This window comes from Phycisphaerae bacterium, assembly GCA_017999985.1.
Classification (GTDB): domain Bacteria; phylum Planctomycetota; class Phycisphaerae; order UBA1845; family Fen-1342; genus JAGNKU01.
Genome location: JAGNKU010000007.1, coordinates 1 through 15321, shown reverse-complemented (window position 1 = coordinate 15321; position 15321 = coordinate 1). Strand labels below are relative to the sequence as shown.

The window sequence follows — 15321 nt, the reverse complement described above, 5'->3', positions numbered from 1 at the left end:
GGACTAGGCGAACGCGCCGCGGAGCGATCGCACAACGGCCCGGGCGTGGTCAAGGAACGGAGGAGTTGACGGCTTCGTTGCCATCGGCGCCCTGCGGAGGTTATCCGCACTACTTCAGTCAGTTGGACAGCTTCGCGGCCGACGGCTCGGGCTATTGGCTTGGCCCCGAGTTTGGTCCGGAGCTGCCCGATGGGCTGCCGCCGGTCGAATGTGGCGACCTGGCGATCATGCCCATTCCGGAACCGGCTTCCCTGCTCCTTGTGTCGCTTGGCGTGCTGCTCCGGCGCCGCTGATGCACAACTCCTCCTGGTAACCCCTCCAAGGGCCTCGCCCGGCAGTGGGCGGGGCCCGCCTCGTCAGGGGGCGTGTGTTCGCGATGGGGTTCAGGGTTTGGGCTGCGCGGACGCGCGGCGCAGCTCGGCCTGGGCGCGCTGCACGCGCGCCCGCCAGCGGTCGCGCTGGGCCTCGAGCACGCGCGCCAGCAGCGTCGTCATTTCCGGGTCGAATTGCTTGTTGGCTTCGGCCTCGATCACGTGCAGGGCGTGCTCCATGGTCAGGCTGGCGCGGTAGGGGCGCTCGCTCGTGAGCGCCTCGAACGTCTCGGCCACGGCCAGCAGGCGCGAGCCGACCGGGATGGTCCGGCCCGCGAGTCCAAACGGGTAGCCAGTGCCGTCGAAGCGCTCGCGGACGTGGCGGATGATCAGCGTCTCCGTCTCGAACACGCGCAGCGGCTCGAGGATCTTGCACGTGATCAGCGGCACCTGCCGCAACACCGCCGACTCCGCCTCCGACAGCGGCGTCGCACTCTGCAGGATGTCGTCCGCTACGCCGATCTTGCCCAGGTCGTGCAGCATGGCGGCGTTCGCGATGGCCACGCGCAACGGCTCGGGCAGGCCGGCCGCCTCGGCGAGCGCCGTTGCGAAGTACGTCGTGTTGCGCGAATGCCACGCGGTGAAGCGGTCGCGCGCCTCGAGCGCCTGCACCAGCGCCCACACGCTCTGCAGGCACAACTGCTTCGCCTGCATGCTGAGCGACATGACCTGCTTCTGCAGGCGGTCCACCTCGCCGCGCTCGACGTGCGGCGTGGACGGCGTGTCGTCGAGCGCATCGCAGCGGACGACCTGGTTGCGGCCGCGCCGCTTGCCGAGGTACAGGGCCTGGTCGGCCAGGTCGATCAGGTCACGCACGGACGTGACGCGCGGGTCCGTCGTCGCGGACACGCCGATCGACGCCGTGACCGAGACATCGGCGCAATTCGGCACGCGCACGTGCTGCGGGATCGTCTGGCGGATGCGCTCGGCCAGATGCGCGGCATCATCGAGGCTGGTCGCGGGGCAAATGACGGTGAATTCCTCGCCGCCGTAGCGCGAGACCACGTCCGTGTCGCGGACCATATGCAGCATGTGGCGCGCGGTGGCGGTGAGCACGAGGTTGCCGGTCTCGTGCCCGTAGGTGTCGTTGACGACCTTGAAGTGATCCAGGTCAAGCATCAGCAGCGAAACGACGCCGCCATAGCGGCGCGTGCGGGCGAACTCGCGGTCGAGCAGCTCGCGGAACTGGGCATGGTTCCAGAGGTTCGTCAGGCCGTCGGTGACCGCGGCATGCCGCAGGCGCTCCTGGAGCTTACTCACGCGCAGGCCGTTGCGGAGCCGCGCGCTCAATTCCTCCTGATCGAAGGGCTTGACCAGGTAGTCGTCCGCGCCGGCGTTCAAGGCCTGGTGCTTCGTCTCGCGGTCGTTGCACGCCGTCACCAGAATGAGGTACGTGCCGTCCAGTGCCGGGTCACTGCGCACCTGGCGGCAGAATTCCGTGCCGTTCATGCCAGGCAGCACCAGGTCGCAGACGACGACGCGCGGGCGGTGGTGACGGAGCTGCACGAGCCCCGACTCCGCGTCCACCGCCTCGATGACGCTGAACTTGGCCCCCAATAGACGGCGGAACAGCAGCGCGCGCTGGTCCGCGTCGTCGTCGATGATACAGACGTCTACCGGGTTCGCTTGCATGTCGTATCCGTCGGGACCAACTTAAGTACGCGGCTGCTACCCGGTGCGTTCACCGGGACGCGCCACCGCCAGCCCCGGCCTGGCCTATCCATAAAGGTCCACCCGCCCGGGTGTGACTTCCGGCGCGGGCGCGAGCGTCTCGGCCGCCGCTTCCACGGCCTGCTGAACAAGCCCGGCTACCTGCCGGGCGGAATCCTGGGCGATTTTGAGCACGCTCAGAGAGACCTCGGACTGGACCCGGGCCTGTGTGATCGCGATCTGGGAAGCTGCGACACTGTCCACGCTCATGGAGACCTCGGGTTCCATGGACTGCCGGCGCACCGGGAACGGCCCCATGCCGCCACCGCCGGCTAAGGGGAAGCATTCAAATAGTTCTTGCCCGGTCAAAGCTATTATGTTTCAACGGTGGACAGAATGTCGTAGCTCCGCTGTCCGCGGGGCGGCGGCGGGACGATAATCACGCCTCCGGGAGCGTCGCGCCGGCTTGGCGCGGGTGCCCGTGTCTGATAGTCATGCACCTGATCTTGAACCTGGAACACTCGCTATGACCACGCCCGCGTCGGCTCAGGAACGCATCGACCTCGCTCGCCTGCGGAACATGAAGGCCGCCGGCCGCAAGATCGCCATGCTGACGGCTTATGATTATCCGACCGCCGCGCTTGCGCAGGCCGCCGGTGTCCACATGCTCCTGATCGGCGACTCGCTCGCTACCGTCATCCTGGGCCGTCCGAATACGCGCTCGGCGCCCCTGGAGCTGATGCTGGTCCTGGGTGAAGCCGTCCGCCGCGGGGCGCCGAATGTCTATCTCGTCGGGGACATGCCCTACGAATCGCTCTCGGGCGGAGTCGACGTCGCGGTCACGGCCGCACGCCGGTACTGTGAAGTGGCCGGGTGTGATGCCGTGAAGCTGGAGACCCGTTCCGGCGACGAGCGGCTGGTCACCGCGATCAGCGCCGCGGGAATCCCGGCGATTGCCCATCTCGGCTTGCGTCCCCAGGACGTGCTCTCGCCCGATGGCTATCGGGCCCAGGCGCGCGATGCGGATTCCATCACGGCGCTCGTTGCGGATGCACGCCGGATGGTGGCCGCGGGGGCGATCATGGTGCTGCTCGAAGCCGTGTCGGCCGACGCGGCGCAGGCGGTCGTGGCGGCCGTGGATGTGCCGGTGATCGGCTGCGGCGCCGGGCCGGCATGTCACGGACATGTGGTGGTGACGCAGGACCTGGTGGGCCTGAGCACGATCCGGCCGCCGCGGTTCGTCCCGGTGCTCGCGCAGCTCGGGCCGACGATGCTGGCCGCGATGCGCCGCTTCGTCGAGGACATCGATCGCGGTACCTACCCCGGGCCGGAACATGTTTACGGGTTGCGTGGTGGTGGCGGCGAGCGGACGCCGTGAACGCCGCCGGCCCGCCGACCACGTGTGTCCTGTGCGGGCAGCCGCCGCGGCGTGCCTGCGAGCTGCGCAACGGCGCCGCGTTGCTGCGTTGTCCGGAGTGCGGGCTCGGGTGGTGGGCGTGGCCGGCCTTCGACCCGCACGCCTTCTACGACGAAAGCTACTTCCAGTCTTCCGCGGACGTAAAGGGGTACGACGACTACGCGGCGCTCGAGGCCGGCGTGGCCCGCACGGCCCGCGCCCGGCTGCGTCGCATCCGTCGATTGCGCGCTGCGTCCACGCCAGGGCGACTGCTGGAGATCGGCTGTGGTACGGGCGTGTTCCTGGCCGAGGCCCGGCGGGCTGGGTGGGATGTGTCCGGCGTCGAGGTCAGCGCCTACGCGACCGAGCGGGCCCGGCAGCGCGGCCTGCCGGTCACCAGCCAGGCGATCGAGGACCTGGACCTGCCGGCGGCGATGTTCGACTGCGTTTGCCTCTGGGATGTGATCGAGCACGTGCGTGATCCGGCGGGCGTGCTCGGCCGCGCGGGGGCGGCGCTGCGGCCGGGCGGCGTGCTGGCGCTCTCGACCGGCGATCTGGCGTCGCTGTGTGCGCGGGTGAGCGGAGCCGGATGGCACCTGTTCAACCTGCCCGAGCATTTGTTCTTCTTCACGCCGTCGTGCTTGCGCGGTCTGCTGGCGCGCGCGGGCTGCCGCGTGGGGGCGGTGGTGCGCGAGACGAACTGGGTGCCGCTGGCGTACATTGTGGAGCGGCTAGGCAAGTCGCGCGGCAGGTTCGGGCGGCTGGTCGCGGCGCTGCTGCGCGTCGCGCCCCGGGCGCTGCGTGCGCGGCTGCTTGTGCCAGCGACCTTGCTGGACGTGGTCGGCGTGTACGCGCTACGGACCTGACCGCGACTCGCACGCCGGTCCGCAGGGGGCTACACTATGGTCTGCAACCCATACACTCTGGAGTGCCACTATGATCTTCGGTGAGGAGAACGAGCAACCCACGCCGCCGCGCCCCCAGCCGCAACAGCAACAGATTCGGCTGGACACGGGCACGATGGAGACGGTCTACGCGAACTTCTTCGCGCTGGCCGGTTCGCCCGACGAGATGGTGATCTACCTGGGCGCGAACTCGCCGCTGCCCAACGTCCCTCAGCCGACGATCAGGGTGTCGCACCGGCTGATGTTGCTGCCGGCGAACGCGAAGCGGCTGTTGTTGGCGTTGCAGCAGGCGGTGAAAGCGCACGAAGACCGCTTCGGCCCGATCGAGTTGCCGCCGCAGCGCCGGCCGGAGAATCCGCCGGTCTGATGCCGCAGGTGGGTGGGCGATGCTGCTGCGCACGCTGCTGTCGGTCGAGCTGTTCGCGCTAGGTCTGCGGGATCTGCGGGCCCACAAGCTGCGCTCGCTGCTGACGGCCCTGGGGGTGATCTTCGGGGTCGCAGCGGTGATCTGCATGTTGAGCATCGGCGAGGCCGCGTCCGCCGAGCAATTGGCGCAGATCCGCCTGCTGGGCAGCCAGAACATCATCCTGCGCAGCGTGGAGCCCCCGAAGTCGCAGCAGGTCGGCAAGCAGCAGGACATGATCAAGAAATACGGGCTGACGCGCGACGACGTGGAGCGGTTGCGCACGCTGCCGAACGTGGCTGATCTCGTACTGCTGCGCGACGTCGCGGACACGGTCGTCTACGAGGCGCGCCAGTACGACGGGCACGTGCTTGGGGCTACGGAGAACTTCTTCAAGGTCGTCAACGTGCAGGTGCGGCGCGGGCGGCCGCTGACTGGGCTGGACAGCGAGAACCGGGCGAAGGTCTGCGTCATCGGCTGGGCGGTCGCACGCAACCTGTTCCCCAATGACGACCCGCTCGGCCGTACGCTGACCGTGCAGGCCCGCTCCACCGGCCCCGTCCCCTACACCGTCGTCGGCATCCTCGGCGAGGTGCTCACTGCCGGCAACCCGACGAAGGGCCTTGCCGCCCGCGACCTGAACCGCGACGTGTACGTGCCGCTGGCCACCGCGGATCTCCGCTACGGCGACACGAAGGTGTCGTTCTCCGGGATGTCGCGCGAAGTGAAGAGCGTGCAGTTCAGCGACATCTACGTGCACGTCGAGCCGGAGGACCAGGTGCTGGCCGTGTCGCGGCTGGTCGAGCGCGTGCTGCAGCACAATCGCGAGGACCAGGACTTCACGATCACCGTGCCGCTCGAGCTGCTGCAGCAGGCGGAGCAGGTGAAGCGCAACTCGCAGATCGTGCTCGGCAGCATCGCCGGCATCTCGCTGCTGGTCGGCGGCATCGGCATCATGAACATCATGCTCGCGTCAGTGACGGAGCGGACGCGTGAGATCGGCATTCGCCGGGCGCTGGGTGCGAAACGCTACCACATCACCGCGCAGTTCCTGGTGCAGACGCTGATCCTGAGCGTGCTCGGCGGGCTGATCGGCATCGCGCTGGGCATCGGCCTGGCGCACCTCGTTACGCTGATCGTCAACTGGCAGACCATCATTCCGCTGTGGGGCGTGCTGCTGAGCTTCGGCGTGTCGGCCTTTGTCGGGCTGGTGTTCGGGCTGTATCCGGCCCGCGCCGCCGCCCGGCTCGATCCGATCGACGCGCTGAACTCCGCGGCGCGGACCGCGTGAGCCGGGCACTGTACATCTTCCGCGACGCCGCACTGGACGGGCCGACGAACATGGCCCGCGACGAGCACCTGCTGTACGACGAGGCTGTGCGGCCGGCGGCGGTGCGCATCTACGCGTGGGATCCGCCGACGATCAGCCTGGGGTATTTCCAGCGATTCGCCGATGTGGCGCGGCTGCCGGCGGATGTGCGGTCGCTGGCGGTCGTGCGGCGACTGACGGGGGGCGGGGCGATTCTGCATGATCGCGAGGTAACGTACTGCCTGGTGCTGGATAGCAGCGTGCCGGCGGCGACACACGCACCGACCGTGCTGTATCGGCTGGTACACGAGTGCTGGCGGGTGGCACTGTCGCCGGACGGGCCAGCGGCGGAACTCGCGCCGGAGCATTTCCCGCTGCCGACGCCGCGGACGGGGCCGTTCTTCTGCTTCGAAAAGCCGGGGCAGACGGATTTGATCATCGGCGCGCGGAAGCTGTTGGGCAGTGCCCAGCGGCGGTTGCCGGGGCGGGTGCTGCAGCACGGGTCGTTGCTGCTGGGTCAACGGTTCGCGTCGCATCCGGGTGCGGACCTCGGCGAGCCGCCGGCGGAGGTGGTTGCGCGGTGGATTAACGGCTTTCTGGAGCGACTGGCGGCGGCGCTGGAGCTGAAGGCGTGCGTGACCCAGTGGACGGCGGCCCAGCTTGCGGACGTGGCCGCGCGGCGGGCGCGGTACGTTGGTCGCGAGTGGACGGAAAAAAGGTAAGACGCTGTCAGTATTTAGTGCTCCGCAATCAGCCGGAAGAAGAGAGAGCCACGGAACGACGGAGACGTCCCGGCGCCTCGGCGGGGATCGAGATAGCGAGGGAAGCAGGGAGCGAGGAATTGCGGGCACGCCTGGACGCGTGGGGACGTGTGGACGGGAAGGTTGGTGAGCCGCCCGGCGCTGGGCGCGGGGGCACGATTCTCACGCCCTGGTACGAGCAGCCGCCCAGGAAGCCCGTACGCCGCTCGGCACACGAAGAGAACCGCATGCGCGTCGACGAATGTCAAACGCACGCTATGTGCCTATTTGTCAGCAGGTTACGTTTCGCGATCGACGCTGCCCGAGGGAAAAATCGGCGGACAGCTTGACGACGTATGGATTAATGGAATAATAGCCATATGCCGATAGAACGAAAGATGAAGTACTCCAAGCTCCAGTACGAGGCCAGGGCGCGGGTGGCCAAGGCGCTGGCCCACCCCAGCCGGCTGCTGATCCTGGACGCGATCGAGGGCGGTGAGAAGTGCGTGTGTGAGCTCACGGCGCTGGTCGACGCCGACCAGTCGACGGTCTCCAAGCACCTCTCGATCTTGAAGCAGGCGGGGATCATCGACGACCGCCGGGAAGGCTCGAAGACGTTCTACCGCGCCAAGATCTGCTGTTTGAAAGGACTATGGGAATGCATCGAGACGGTGTTGCGCGAGAACCTGAAGGCGCAGCAGGCGGCCATGGGGCAATGAGCCCCGCGGCGGCTTCTCTTTCGCCTGATAATGGCGAATTGGCCATAAAGCCATGGGTGCACTGGCTCTCGCCGGCGACCGGGCGCGCACTGCTCATCCTTGGCGTCATGGTCGCCGTTTTCCTGCTGGCGTATTGGCTGCCATTTCAGGCCCTGCCGTCCGGCGGGTCACGGGCGGTGACGGCCGGGCGTGAAGCGCTGCTGATGCTCCAGGATTATGCACAGCATCACGTCATCCTGTGCCTGGTGCCGGCGCTGTTCATCGCCGGAGCGATCTCGTGCTTCGTGTCGCAGGCCGCGGTCATGAAGTACCTCGGCCCGACGGCGAACAAGGTGGTGGCGTACAGCGTGGCGTCGGTGTCCGGCACGATCCTAGCGGTGTGCTCCTGCACCGTGCTGCCGCTCTTCGCGGGCATCTGGACGCGCGGGGCTGGACTCGGGCCCGCATCGGCGTTCCTCTATTCCGGACCGGCGATCAATGTGCTCGCGATCATTCTGACGGCCCGGGTGCTGGGCGCGGAGATCGGCGTCGCACGCGCCGGGGCCGCCATCGGATTCAGCTTCATCATCGGGCTGGCAATGCACCTTATCTATCGCAAGGAGGAGCGTGCCAAAGCTGAAGAGGCGAAAGCAAACGGCGGGTTCGTGCTGCCGGAAGGCGCGGTGGACCGCCCGCTCTGGAAGACGGTCTGCTATTTCGCGGCGATGGTGGGGATTCTCGTGTTCGCAAACTGGGGGACCCCGAGCGAATACCATTTTTGCTGCCGAGGGGGAGAGTCGCTGACCGGCGTGGTGATCAGAACCGTCGGGGCAACCGCCTTGACCGCCGAGACTCTGGAAATCGAGCTCACTGACGGGCCGCGGAAGGGCGAGTTGGCCCGGGTCCTGGCGGGAGATGTGGTTGAGAAGACACCAGTGAAAGGCGTCTCGACGTCGATCTGGCACGCAAAGTGGTGGATCACCGGTGTGCTGGCGATGTGCCTGGCCGCGATGCTCAGGCTGTGGTTCACACGCGATGAGCTCAAGCAGTGGGTCGGCAGCACCTGGTTCTTCGCCAAGCAGATTCTGCCGCTGCTGTTCTTCGGCGTGCTTGTGTCCGGCGTGCTGTTGGGACGTCCCGGACAGGAAGCCCTGATTCCGAATCGCTGGATCGAGCAGTCGGTCGGCGGGAACAGCCTGTGGGCGAATGTATTTGCCAGCGTCGCCGGGGCCCTCATGTACTTCGCGACGCTGACCGAGGTGCCCATCCTGCAGGGCCTGCTGGGCTCGGGCATGGGCAAGGGGCCGGCGCTGGCCTTGCTGTTGGCCGGGCCGGCGCTGTCGCTGCCGAGCATGCTCGTGATTCGCTCGGTCGTGGGCACGCAGAAGATGCTGGTTTACGTGGCGCTGGTGGCCGTCCTGTCCACGGTGGCGGGACTCATTTACGGCGCGTTTGGATGAACTTGAGACGAGGAATGCCGATGTCATCTGGATCGGGCAGCTGCTGTGGCGGAAACGGGGAAACGCTGATCTTCACCTGCGCCGGAGCGGCCTACAGCGGACAGGTGGCCAATCGCACCGGCGTACAACTCATGGAGCAGGGCGCGGGCAGCCTGTTCTGCATCGCGGCCGTCGCGGCCGGGATCGATCAGAAGATGGAGCGGGCCCGCCACGCCGGCACGCGCGTCGCGCTGGACGGATGCGAAGATCAGTGTGTGCGCAAGACGCTGGAGAAGGCCGGGCTGTCGGCCCACGTGCACGTCGTGCTGACGGAGATGGGCGTCGAGAAGAAGCCGGCGCAGCCCAACATGATTTCAGACGCGAAGAAGGTCGTGGATCTGGTGAAGCAGAAGCTGGGGCTCGGCGGCGCTTCCAAGACCGGTTGCTGCGGGTAGCAGGGGCGCTGGCAATGATGAGGAACTGGCGATGAAGATCGAAGTGCTCGGTACCGGCTGCAAGAAGTGCAATATGTTGGAGGCGGCGACCAAGGCCGCGGCGGACAAACTCGGCATTCGATACGAACTGCTCCACGTCAAGGATCTGGGCAAGATCGCAGCGTACGGCGTGATGATGACGCCGGCGCTGGTGATCAACGGCCAAGTGAAGGTCTCGGGAAAGGTCCCGAGCGAGGCCGAGCTCACTTCGCTGCTGACCAGCGCGCTGGCCAAGTGACGCGTGGCCATTGCGATGACCGCGTCATCGGACACCGCGAGTAAGATATGAATCGGATAGCCATCGATTCCGCACTTGTCCGCCGCGTGCGTGCTGGCGCCGTGGCACTGTTCTTCGTTCTGAGCGTCTCCGGTTGCGAACGACCGCCCGGCGCTTGCTGCGCGCCGCCGGCAAACCCGCACGGCGCGCGCCAGCCGGCGGCAGCGAGTCCGCGCGCTGCGCTACCCGCGCCCGCGGCAGCTCCGCAGCCCACCGCAGCGGCTCCATCTGAGGTACCCGAAGCAGGGGCGGCGGGTGACTCGGCGGCGGCGGATGTCGTGCCGCCGGCCGCCCCGTCAACGCACTTCACCGCGTATTACTTTCACCGCACGCTGCGCTGTGCAACCTGTCTGTCGATCGAGAACCAGGCGCAGGCGGCGATCGAGCTGGCCTACGACGACGACCTCAGTGCGGGCACGCTGGAATGGCGGGCGGTCAACATTGAAGAGCCGGGCAACGGGCATTTCGAGCAGGACTTTGAGCTGCAGACACAGTCGCTCGTGCTCGTTGAGACTACCGGTGAGCGCGTCACGCGCTGGAAGTTGCTGCCCAAAGTGTGGGAACTGGTGGAGGACCCTGACGGTTTCCAGCAGTACGTCGTGCGCGAGGTCGCCCTGTTCATCGGCGGTGGCTAGCGACTCGCCCGAGCGAGCGTGCGTCAACTGGAGATTCGTGGTTGTGTGAGTGCTCGAAGAACGACCCGACCATGTTCTTCGCCCTGCTGGCTGCCGCCGCCGCGCTGGCGGTTTGGATGTCTTATCGAGGTTCGAAGATGAAGACGAATAATGTCGTGATTATGCTTGCGGTAGTCGTGGCGGTGGCCGGCGTGGCGTGGTTCCGGTCGGCGCGCGAGGCGGCGCCTACTCCTTCCGCCGTGCCGGCGCCGTCGCCCGTGGCGGCCGGTGACTCTGGTGCGACGACAGCGCCCGCTCAGAAGGGTGAGCTATGTCCTGAGCCTCCGCCCACGGCACAAGCTGGGCCGGCGGCGACGAGCGGCCCAGGCTCATCCTCGCCCGATCCGTCCGTTGCGAAGACGCTGCCGCGCGTGGTCGACCTCGGCGCGGACAAGTGCAAGGCGTGCAAGGAACTCGCGCCGATCCTGGAGCAATTGCGCAAGGAATACGCGGGCCGCGTCACCGTCGACTTCATCGACGTATGGAAGAACCCCAAGGCCGGCGAGCCCTACAAGATCCGCGTCATCCCCACGCAGGTCTTCTTTGATGCCGAAGGCAAGGAAGTCTGGCGGCACGAAGGCTTTCTGCCGAAGGCGGACTTCGTGAAAAAGTTCGCGGAGCTGGGAGTAAAATAGTGTCCGCGCAGCCTGCAGCTTCCCCAACTGAAGCGCCGCCGCCGGCGGCACCCACGCCTTGGCGCCGCGTCATCGTTGCGGCGCTGAAAGTCGTCATCCTCGTGGCGGTCGCTGCGATCATCGTGTACTGGGTCCGTTTCGCGCCCGTGGCCGTGGCGACGCAAGCTGTCGAGCAGGGATCGGTCATCGCGGAGGCGATGGGAACGGGTACGCTGGAAGCGCGCATCAAGGCCACGATCAGCCCGAAGATCTCTGGTCGCATTAGCGCGGTGCTCGTTGATCAGGGTGACCGCGTCGAAGCGGGCCAGGAATTGGTGCGGCTGGATGACAGCGAACTGCAGCGTCAAGTCGAGGTTTCCGAGAGCGCGGTCGGTGCGGCGCACGCGGCGGTGGACCGCCAGAAAGCGGATCGTGCGCGGGCGCTCGCAGTCCTCGATCAGGCGCGCTATGACTACGACCGGATCAAGAAGCTCATCGAGCAGAACGCGGCGGCGGAGACCGAATTCGAGGACGCGACCAAGACACTGCGGGTTGCCGAAGCCGAGGTGGCACGGGCCGACGCGGCCTTGCTCGAGGCGCAGAAGCAACTGGTCGCTGCGCAGAAGACGTTGGAGTACCAGCAAGCCAAGCTGGCGGACACGGTGGTCCGCGCGCCCTGTGCGGGACTGATCGCCCGGCGCGACCGCGACCCGGGCGACGTCGTCGTCCCAGGCACCAGTGTGCTGCTGTTGCTCGATACCGGCGAAATGTGGGTCACTGCATGGGTTGACGAGACGGAAATGGGCCGACTCAGCCCCAGCCAGCCCGCGCGAGTTGTGTTCCGCTCGGAGCCGCAGAAGAGCTACAGCGGTGAGGTCGCGCGACTCGGGCGCGAGACCGATCGGGAAACGCGGGAGTTCCTGGTCGATGTCCGCGTAGCGGACCTGCCCGCGAACTGGGCGGCGGGTCAGCGGGCGGAGGTTTACATCGAAACGGGCCGTGCCGAGCAGGCTGTGCGTGTGCCCGCGCGTTTCATCCTCTGGCGCGACAGCCGCCCCGGCGTGTTTGTCGAACAGGCGGGACGGGCTGCGTGGCGGGCCGTGCAACCCGGTTTGCGGGGTCGCGACCTCGTGGAAATTCGTGACGGTCTGCGTCCTGGCGAACGGCTCATCACGCCCGCCAAGGCGGACGCCGGGCCACTGCGCGATGGCCAGCGGGTGATCTTGCCATGAACCTGGCCAGCCGCGACATCCGCCACAACTTGGGGCGGTTCGCCCTGACCACGCTCGGAATCGGCACGCTCTTGATGATCGTCATGGGGATGGGCGGCATCTACCGCGGGCTGATCTTCGAGGCCACGATGCTCGTGGACGAGGTGGGCGCGGACTTATGGATCGTGCAGCGCGCCACGCGCGGGCCGTTCGCCGAAATTTCGCGCGTGCCCCAGACGATGGTTGATCGAGTCGCCGCTGTTCCGGGAGTCGAGCTGGCCCGCCAATTCGTGTATCACACGGTGCAGCGCGAACGCGACGGCAAGCCGCTGCGTATGGCGGTGCTCGGCCTGGACTGGCCTGTGGACAAGGGCGCGTGGCTACCACTCGTCGCTGGCCGCGCGCTCGCCCAAAACCACTTCGAGATGATCGCGGACCGCGTGCTGAAGCTGCCGTTGGGCGAACGGTTGAGGCTGGGCAAGGAGACATACACGGTAGTCGGGCTCACACAGGGCATGACGGATACTAGTGGCAACGGCTTCGCCTTTTTCACCGTGCAGGACGCGCAAGCCGTCCAGTTCGACCGGCCGGGCGAAGCGATCCGCCTGGAGCGGGCAGCCCGCGAGGCGCGCACGGGGACGGTGGATATCGGCAAGACGCAGCCGGCGCTGCTGGAACGGGCGGGCGGACCCGCCGCGGGCATCCCTGTACTGCCGCCGCGCGAGATCAGCGCCGTAATCGCGCGGGTCGCGCCGGGGGCAGATGACTCCGCGATCGTGAGCACGCTCAGCGGTTGGGCGGACGTCACGGTGTACCGGCGTGAAGCTGAGAACGATCTACTGCTGCTCGGTGTCGTGGAAAAGGCCCGTCGTCAACTAGGGCTGTTTCGAGTGCTCCTGACGATCGTGTCCGGGATCATCATGGCCCTGATCCTGTACACACTGACCCTCGACAAGCTCCACGATATCGCCCTGCTCAAGCTCATCGGCGCCTCCAACCGCACCATTCTGGGGTTGATCCTCCAGCAAGCGCTCGCCATGGGCGCGCTGGGATACGGAATTGCGTATCTCCTGGGGCTGCGGCTGTTTCCGCTTTTTCCGCGGCGGGTCGTGTTGACCAGCGACGACCTGGTCCAACTCGCAGTTGTCGTCGGTGGCATCTCCGTGTTGGCCAGCCTGCTTGGAATCTGGAAGGCGCTGCGCGTGCAGCCCAATGTGGCTCTGATGGGATGAGCTGATCGTGTTTGCGCATCCGGCCATTGAAACAACCGTTTTGACCAAGGTGTACGGCAGCGGCCACACCGAGGTGGTCGCGATGCGCGATGCCACGCTCTGCGTTGAGCCCGGCCAGTGCGCCGCCCTGATCGGCCCGAGCGGCGCCGGTAAATCAACGTTCCTGACCGCGGTCGGACTGATCAACCCGCCGACTGCCGGGCAGATTCGAATCGCCGGCCAGCTCGTGATGGATGGCCCTCGGGCGCTGACCGACCCGCGGCGGTTCCGGCGTCAGCACATCGGTTACGTGACGCAGAAGGCCAACCTGGTCGGCTTTCTTACCGCGCGCGAAAACGTGGAGCTCGCGATGCGGCTGAATGGAGTATCTGCGTCGCCGGCGCGCCGTCGCGCGCTGGAGCTACTGGACTATCTCGGCGTGCGCGAACGGGCCGACGGATATCCGCCCGAACTGTCCGGCGGTGAGCAGCAGCGCGTCGCGATCGCCCGCGCCCTGGCCAACCGCCCCGGCGTTGTGCTGGCGGACGAACCCACCGCCGCACTGGACGGGCACCGCGGACGGCAAGTAATGGAGCTTTTCCAAAAGGTCGCGCACGAGCAGGGCGCGGGGATCATCGTGGTGACCCACGACCAGCGTGCGCTCGACGTGTTCGACGTGATCTACGAAATGGAAGACGGCGTCATTCGGCGTGGCAGCGCGCGCGCTGCGGAAGCTGCGCTGGCGGGTGCATCCGATGGCGGTAGTGGATCGACGTGAAGGAAACCGCGCCAGGCGGTCGTACACGTCGCCGCGGCGTGCTGGGAGTTCGATGCATGCTCGAGTCGTTGGCTGAGAATCTCGCGGAAATCGTGAAGACCAACATGTGGCTGGCGCCTCTGGCGGCGCTCGTCGGCGGCCTGCTGACCGCCGCCAACCCGTGCGTACTGGCCGCCGCGCCGCTGATGGTCGGGTACGTCGCCGGACAGGAAAACAAGAGCCTGGCTCGCTCGTTTCTGCTTTCGCTGACGTTCGCGATCGGCCTGACGATCATGTTCGGACTGATCTGGTTCGGCGTGTGGTCGGCCAGTTCGCTGCTGCCGTCCACCTGGTGGAAGTACATCGCGGCGGTGGTGTGTTTCCTGATGGGCCTGCACCTGCTCGGCGTTCTGCATTTCACGGTCCCGACGCCGGCAGGTTTGCAGCCCAAACAGAAGGGCTTCGTTGGCGCACTGCTGCTCGGACTGCTGTTCGGCTTGATTTCGCTGCCGTGCGCCGGGCCGGTGCTCGGGGCGCTAATCGTGGTCACGCCTCTTTACGGCATGGCGTTCGGGATCATGCTCCTGGTCGCATACAGCCTCGGGCACTGCGGATTGGTGATCGTGGGTGGAACGTCGATCGGCTTCGTGCAGAGGTTGGCTGACTCGAAGGGTTGGACGCGCGGGACGGACATGCTCCGGCGGATCGCGGGCGTTTTGATTATTGCGGTTGGTGTGTGGGTACTCTTCTTCGTTTGATGCGCGCCGTGCTTGGGGCGAACACGGCTCGCCGCCGGCGTGCGAAAGAACCAAGGAGGCGCGGCATGACGGAAGACGTATCACGACGTGGCTTTCTGAAAACCGCTGGGATTGCCGTCGCGGCGGGTGCCATCACCGGCACGGTCGCACAGGCCCAGGAATCGCCGGCGACCGGCCGGAAGATCCGGATCATCGGCGTCGCCTGCAGCCCGCGCAAGGGCAAGACGACGGCCGCGGCCGTGCAGGTGGCACTGGAGGCGGCTGCAAAGGTCAGCCCCAATGTTGAGACCGAGCTGATCGAGCTGGCGGGGATGAACATCCCCGTATTCGACCCCGTGAACCCAAACAAAGGCGACTTCGCCGCTCTGGAACCGAAGCTCGCCGACGCCGCCGTGGCCGGGCTCATCATCGGCA

19 protein-coding genes are annotated in these 15321 nt (G+C 67.0%); 17 read left to right on the top strand and 2 right to left on the bottom strand.

What is annotated here, in order from left to right:
* The first annotated feature begins 65 nt into the window (after window positions 1-65).
* The gene (locus KA383_10590) at window positions 66-293 is read left to right on the top strand and encodes a hypothetical protein (GenBank protein ID MBP7746571.1); all 228 of its coding nucleotides are present in this window, start codon (window positions 66-68) and stop codon (window positions 291-293) included.
* Between the two features lie 90 nt (window positions 294-383).
* On the opposite strand, the gene KA383_10585 is transcribed toward KA383_10590, so the two are convergent.
* Both KA383_10585 and KA383_10580 read right to left on the bottom strand, forming a co-directional pair.
* Window positions 384-2003, bottom strand: coding sequence for a diguanylate cyclase (locus KA383_10585; protein MBP7746570.1), 1620 nt, complete (start codon window positions 2001-2003; stop codon window positions 384-386).
* 84 nt (window positions 2004-2087) lie between these two features.
* On the bottom strand, window positions 2088-2291 hold the full coding sequence (locus tag KA383_10580; protein ID MBP7746569.1) for a putative motility protein: 204 nt from the start codon (window positions 2289-2291) through the stop codon (window positions 2088-2090).
* Between the two features lie 256 nt (window positions 2292-2547).
* Between KA383_10580 and KA383_10575 the strand changes: the two genes are divergently transcribed.
* From KA383_10575 to KA383_10500, 16 genes are all read left to right on the top strand, one after another.
* Window positions 2548-3399, top strand: coding sequence for a 3-methyl-2-oxobutanoate hydroxymethyltransferase (locus KA383_10575; protein ID MBP7746568.1), 852 nt, complete (start codon window positions 2548-2550; stop codon window positions 3397-3399).
* Window positions 3396-4283, top strand: a complete 888-nt coding sequence (locus KA383_10570; GenBank protein MBP7746567.1) for a class I SAM-dependent methyltransferase — start codon at window positions 3396-3398, stop codon at window positions 4281-4283. The genes KA383_10575 and KA383_10570 overlap by 4 nt, the downstream gene beginning before the upstream one ends.
* A gap of 70 nt (window positions 4284-4353) precedes the next feature.
* Window positions 4354-4689 (top strand): DUF3467 domain-containing protein, encoded by a 336-nt coding sequence (locus KA383_10565; GenBank protein MBP7746566.1) that lies wholly within the window; start codon window positions 4354-4356, stop codon window positions 4687-4689.
* Between the two features lie 19 nt (window positions 4690-4708).
* Window positions 4709-6016: an ABC transporter permease gene (locus KA383_10560; protein ID MBP7746565.1), complete on the top strand. Its 1308-nt coding sequence runs from the start codon at window positions 4709-4711 to the stop codon at window positions 6014-6016.
* A complete protein-coding gene (locus KA383_10555; protein MBP7746564.1) occupies window positions 6013-6756 on the top strand; it encodes a lipoate--protein ligase in 744 nt (247 codons plus the stop codon). Before KA383_10560 ends, KA383_10555 begins: the two co-directional genes overlap by 4 nt.
* Window positions 6757-7172: 416 nt before the next feature.
* Complete coding sequence (locus KA383_10550; GenBank protein MBP7746563.1) at window positions 7173-7493, top strand: winged helix-turn-helix transcriptional regulator; 321 nt, start codon at window positions 7173-7175, stop codon at window positions 7491-7493.
* A 107-nt stretch (window positions 7494-7600) separates the two neighbouring features.
* Window positions 7601-8932 carry a permease gene (locus KA383_10545; GenBank protein ID MBP7746562.1) on the top strand — a complete coding sequence of 444 codons (1332 nt, stop codon included), beginning with the start codon at window positions 7601-7603 and terminating at the stop codon, window positions 8930-8932.
* Between the two features lie 20 nt (window positions 8933-8952).
* Window positions 8953-9366, top strand: coding sequence for a putative zinc-binding protein (locus KA383_10540; protein MBP7746561.1), 414 nt, complete (start codon window positions 8953-8955; stop codon window positions 9364-9366).
* 31 nt (window positions 9367-9397) lie between these two features.
* The gene (locus KA383_10535; protein ID MBP7746560.1) at window positions 9398-9643 is read left to right on the top strand and encodes a TM0996/MTH895 family glutaredoxin-like protein; all 246 of its coding nucleotides are present in this window, start codon (window positions 9398-9400) and stop codon (window positions 9641-9643) included.
* A 317-nt stretch (window positions 9644-9960) separates the two neighbouring features.
* Complete coding sequence (locus tag KA383_10530) at window positions 9961-10317, top strand: hypothetical protein (GenBank protein MBP7746559.1); 357 nt, start codon at window positions 9961-9963, stop codon at window positions 10315-10317.
* A 161-nt stretch (window positions 10318-10478) separates the two neighbouring features.
* A complete protein-coding gene (locus KA383_10525; protein MBP7746558.1) occupies window positions 10479-10991 on the top strand; it encodes a thioredoxin fold domain-containing protein in 513 nt (170 codons plus the stop codon).
* A 71-nt stretch (window positions 10992-11062) separates the two neighbouring features.
* Window positions 11063-12202 (top strand): efflux RND transporter periplasmic adaptor subunit, encoded by a 1140-nt coding sequence (locus KA383_10520; GenBank protein ID MBP7746557.1) that lies wholly within the window; start codon window positions 11063-11065, stop codon window positions 12200-12202.
* On the top strand, window positions 12199-13413 hold the full coding sequence (locus KA383_10515; protein MBP7746556.1) for an ABC transporter permease: 1215 nt from the start codon (window positions 12199-12201) through the stop codon (window positions 13411-13413). Before KA383_10520 ends, KA383_10515 begins: the two co-directional genes overlap by 4 nt.
* Window positions 13414-13495: 82 nt before the next feature.
* A complete protein-coding gene (locus KA383_10510) occupies window positions 13496-14170 on the top strand; it encodes an ABC transporter ATP-binding protein (GenBank protein ID MBP7746555.1) in 675 nt (224 codons plus the stop codon).
* A gap of 56 nt (window positions 14171-14226) precedes the next feature.
* Window positions 14227-14907, top strand: coding sequence for a cytochrome c biogenesis protein CcdA (locus KA383_10505; protein ID MBP7746554.1), 681 nt, complete (start codon window positions 14227-14229; stop codon window positions 14905-14907).
* A gap of 65 nt (window positions 14908-14972) precedes the next feature.
* On the top strand, window positions 14973-15321 hold a 349-nt coding region (locus KA383_10500; GenBank protein ID MBP7746553.1), incomplete at its 3' end, for an NAD(P)H-dependent oxidoreductase.